Annotated in this window: 1 protein-coding gene; it reads left to right on the top strand. The window is 58.8% G+C overall.

Annotated elements, in window-relative coordinates; genetic code table 11:
* Positions 1-262 (top strand): RHS repeat-associated core domain-containing protein (locus SB771_RS35220; RefSeq protein ID WP_410722070.1); only part of this gene is annotated, 262 nt, incomplete at both ends.

Raw genomic sequence — 262 nt, 5'->3', positions numbered from 1 at the left:
GCCGGTCCGCACGATCGACGCAGCCGGTAGCGTTGTCTGGGAAGCCGGATATTCGGCCTGGGGACTGGCATATCAACGAGGCACGGGGACGCTCGATCAACCTTTCCGGCTGCAGGGGCAGTATTTTGATCAGGAAAGCGGTCTGCTCTACAACCGCTACCGGTACTACGATCCGCACGTCGGCAGATTTGTGAGTTGCGATCCCATCGGGTTGGCCGGTGCTACCGGCTTGTACAACTACGCCAAAAGTTCTATCACCTGG

Origin of the sequence: Burkholderia sp. SIMBA_051 (assembly GCF_046534915.1) — a bacterium.
Lineage (GTDB): Bacteria > Pseudomonadota > Gammaproteobacteria > Burkholderiales > Burkholderiaceae > Burkholderia > Burkholderia ambifaria.
The sequence above is the reverse complement of the archived record's forward strand: the minus strand, read 5'-3'. Positions and strand labels throughout refer to the sequence as shown.